Genomic DNA, 4157 nt, shown 5'->3' on the forward strand with positions numbered 1-4157 from the left:
CCCCGGCGACCACGTTCGCCCCCGACGCCTGCCCGCCTATTAGAATCAGCCCGGATTAGCCCGGGCGCTGCCGACCCGGATCCCCACGCACGCCGATTCAGCGAGGTACGCCAGTGACCGTCGAAGTGACCATCGAGATCCCCAAGGGCTCGCGCAACAAGTACGAGATCCACCACGAGACCGGGAAGATCTACCTCGACCGGTTCCTGTTCACCTCGATGGGATACCCCGCCGACTACGGCTACATCGACAAGACCCTCGCCGACGACGGTGACCCGTGCGACGCCCTGGTGCTGCTCGACGAGTCCGTGTTCCCCGGCGTGATCGTCAACGCGCGCGTCGTGGCCGTCTACACCATGTCCGACGAGGCCGGCGGCGACGACAAGCTGCTGTGCGTGCCCGCGCTCGACCCGCGCTGGGACCACATCCAGGACGTGGCCGACGTGCCCGAGTTCGAGCTCAAGGCCATCGAGCACTTCTTCCTGCACTACAAGGACCTCGAGCCCGGCAAGCACGTCACGCCCGGCGAGTGGAAGGACAAGGCCTGGGGCGAGAAGCTCGTCCAGGAGGGCCTCGACAACTTCGTCGAGCACCCCGAGGAGAAGGCCGAGCCCTTCCGGGGCTGACGCACCGCCACTCCGGGGGGCCGACAGGTCTCCTCCGGCACTCCGGCACACCGGCCCTGCGGCCGACCGGCCCGGGCCCGGCACCCACGAGGTGCTGGGCACGGGTCTTTTTTGGCTGGGTGGGGTGGCTCGGGCCGCGAGACAGGCAGTGGCGCTGCGGGTATGTCGCAGGTCACGGTGACGATAATCACGGTGATTTCACCGTTCTGCAACTTTGCACGACCATGCACGATCCGTACCGTGGGCGAGGTGTCCCCCGATTGCCTCAAACCCCGAGGGCTGCGCGAAGCGAAGAAGGCGCAGACCCGCTCCGCGCTGGCCGATGCCGCGCTGCACCACGTCGCGCGTGAGGGCTACGAGGCCACGACCGTCGAGGCGATCGCGCGCACGGCCGGCGTCTCGGTCCGGACGTTCCACAACTACTTCCCCGGCAAAGCCGCCGTGCTCGGGCATCTGTCGACCGACCTCATCATCGAGTTCCACGAGCTCCTCCACGCTCAGCCCGACAGCCTCAGCTGCACCGACGCCCTACGGGATGCCTGGATCGAGATGATGGACCGGCACCGCGAGGACATCGCCGAGTTGAGCGCGCTCGTCGATGCGATCGAGACCAACCCCGACCTGCGTCGCCATCTCCGGGAATCGCACCCGGAGGTCGGGGCGCGCAACGTCGACGAGATCGCCCGGCGCCTCGGCGTAGACCCCGCCGTCTCGGTGGTGCCGCACGTCATCGTCGAGATCTCGTTCACGCTCGCCGTCACCGTGATCCGAATGCAGGCCACCACCGAATTCTCCGGACGCACCAACCGCGACCTACTCCGCGAGGCGTTCACGGCGCTGCCGATGCTCGTCGCGAACCCCACCGACCCGGCCGTGGCCACCGCCGCCGCCGACCCGACCGCCGACCCTCTCCACACCGACTAGGAGCAGACAGAGCACATGGCTTCCTTCCTCTACCGCATCGGACGGGCCTCGTACCGACGCTGGTACATCGTCCTGGCCTCGTGGATCGCGCTACTCGCCGTGGTCGGCGGGCTGGCGGCGGCGTTCTCCGCCCCCGCCTCGAGCTCGTTCACCATCCCCGGCATCCCGTCCGAGCGCGCGCAGGCCCTGCTCACCGAGCGCTTCCCCAGCGACACCGGCGAGGACCCGCAGACCGCGCCGACCTTCAACATGGTGATCGCCACCGAGGACGGCAGCCCGCTGACCTCGCCCGAGAACCAGGAGAAGGTCACCAGCCTCCTCGACGAGATCCGGGCCATCCCCGGGCTCGACGCCCCCGAGGCCGTGGGCACGCTCGGCCTCCCCGAGGAAGCCCTCGCGGCGGGCTCGCCCGACGACCAGCCGTGGCTCACCGCCGTCCAGGCCCAGTCCCAGGGCCTGATCGACCAGACCGTCGCCGCCGGCGGAGACCCCGCCCAGGCGGAGACCGACGCCGCCATGGTCTCGCCCCTGTCGGCCGATGAGTCCGTCTACAAGGTCTCGGCCGGCTTCGACACCGAGACCACCCCCAGTGCCGTCGACATGACCGACGAGCAGCGCCAGTCCCTGACCGACGTCACCGCCGCCGGCGACGAGCTCGGCCTCGAGGTGGCCTACAACGGCCCCGCCGCCCAGGACATGGGCGCCATCGGTTTCACGTCCGAGATCATCGGCATCGTCGTGGCCCTCATCGTCCTGGCCATCACCTTCGGCTCGATCGCCGCCGCCGGCCTGCCGATCGTCACCGCGATCGTCGGTGTGGGCATCGCCGTCCTGTCCGTGCACTCCCTGTCCGGGGTGGTGGACGTCAACGACATGACGCCGATCCTGGCCACCATGCTCGGCCTGGCCGTGGCGATCGACTACTCCCTGTTCATCGCCAGTCGCTACAAGCACGAGATCAGACTCACCGACGACCGGGCGCACGCCGCAGGTCGGGCCGTGGGTACCGCAGGCTCTGCGGTGGTGTTCGCCGGACTCACCGTGTTCATCGCGCTCGTCGCACTCACGGTCGTGGGTATCCCGTTCCTGTCCGTGATGGCTCTCGCGGCGGCCGGCGCCGTCGTCGTCTCCGTGCTCATCGCCCTCACCCTCCTGCCCGCACTGTTCGGTGCGCTGAAGGGCAAGGTCTTCGCCGGACACCTGCCGAAGGTCACCGCCCCCGACCCCGAGGACGAGGGCGTCCACACCGCCGGCGAGCGCTTCGCCAAGGCCATGCGCGCCAAGCCGTGGATCGGACTGGCCGGCGGCGTCGTCATCCTCGCGCTCCTGGCGATCCCCGTCGGCTCCATGCGCCTGGCACTGCCGTCGGACACCACCATGGAGCAGGGCACCCCCGCACGTGACGCGTCCGACCTGCTCGAGCGTGGCTTCGGCCCCGGCGCCAACGCACCGCTGCTGGCGATTGTCGACGCCGCCGACGTCCCCGCCGAGGATCGGATGCCGGCGTTCCAGACCGCGGCCGCCGACTTCCGCGAGATGGACGGCGTGGTCAACGCCCAGGTCGTCATGACCAACGGCGATCCCGCCGACCCGAGCAGCGCCGACACCGCGCAGATCCTGGTCACGCCCTCCACCGGCCCGATCGACGAGGCCACCGAGGACCTACTGCACACGATGCGTGACCACCAGGACGCCTACACTGCCGAGACCGGCGCCAGCTACGGCATCACCGGCCTCACCGCTATTCAGGCCGACGTGTCCGAGCGACTGTTCGACGCGCTCATCCCCTACCTGGCGATCGTCGTGACCCTGGCGTTCCTGCTGCTCATGGTGGTGTTCCGCTCGATCGTGGTGCCGCTGACCGCCGCACTGGGCTTCCTGCTGTCGGTCCTGGCCACGCTCGGAGCCACCGTCGCGATCTTCCAGTGGGGCTGGCTCGGACTGGTCGAGGGCACCCCGATCATCAGCTTCCTGCCGATCATCCTCATCGGCCTGGTGTTCGGCCTGGCCATGGATTACCAGGTGTTCCTGGTCTCCCGGATGCGCGAGTCGTACTCGCACGGTGAATCCGCCAGCGACGCCGTGGTGCACGGCTACAAGTACGGCGCCCGCGTGGTCAGCGCCGCCGCGATCATCATGATCAGCGTGTTCGGCGGCTTCATCCTCATGGACATGGCGTTCATCAAGACCATGGGCTTCGCACTCGCTGCAGCCGTGTTCTTCGACGCCTTCGTCGTGCGCATGGTGATCATGCCGTCGCTGATGTACCTGCTCGGCGACAAGGCCTGGTGGCTGCCGGGCTGGCTGGCCCGCATCCTGCCGAAGGTCGACATCGAGGGCGAGAACCTCGCCGTCGAGGCGCCGGACGCCCCGGCGAAGGCCGAGGACCGGGATCGGGAGTCCGTCAGCGTCGGCTGATCCGGCTCGCGGGCCGCGCCCGGACGGGTGCGGCCCGCAGGCCCCACACGCGCAGAGGGTTCTGCACACGTTTCCCGAAAGGGAGGTGTGCAGAACCCTCTGCTCGTTTGTGCGGGTGCTGCTGGTTGGTGCGGAGCCGGGCGGGCCGGGCCGACCTGGGCCGGGCGCCCCGAGCGGGGCCACCCAGGC

General features: G+C 69.4%; 3 protein-coding genes. All 3 read left to right on the forward strand.

The window, feature by feature from the left end; translation table 11 throughout:
* Nucleotides 1-113 precede the first annotated feature (113 nt).
* Entirely contained in the window at nucleotides 114-626 is a 513-nt protein-coding gene (locus tag G6016_RS05315) for an inorganic diphosphatase (protein WP_182631653.1), read from the forward strand.
* Nucleotides 627-875: 249 nt separating this feature from the next.
* Nucleotides 876-1550, forward strand: coding sequence for a TetR family transcriptional regulator (locus tag G6016_RS05320; protein ID WP_182631654.1), 675 nt, complete (start codon nucleotides 876-878; stop codon nucleotides 1548-1550).
* Nucleotides 1551-1565: 15 nt separating this feature from the next.
* Complete coding sequence (locus G6016_RS05325) at nucleotides 1566-3968, forward strand: MMPL family transporter (RefSeq protein ID WP_182631655.1); 2403 nt, start codon at nucleotides 1566-1568, stop codon at nucleotides 3966-3968.
* The last annotated feature ends 189 nt before the right edge of the window (nucleotides 3969-4157 follow it).

It is taken from the genome of Dietzia aerolata, assembly GCF_014144865.1.
Lineage (GTDB): Bacteria > Actinomycetota > Actinomycetes > Mycobacteriales > Mycobacteriaceae > Dietzia > Dietzia aerolata.

Excerpts from the sequence above, each read along its gene's own strand:
- G6016_RS05325 (WP_182631655.1), top strand. The coding sequence starts at position 1,566 with ATGGCTTCCTTCCTCTACCGCATCGGACGGGCCTCGTACCGACGCTGG.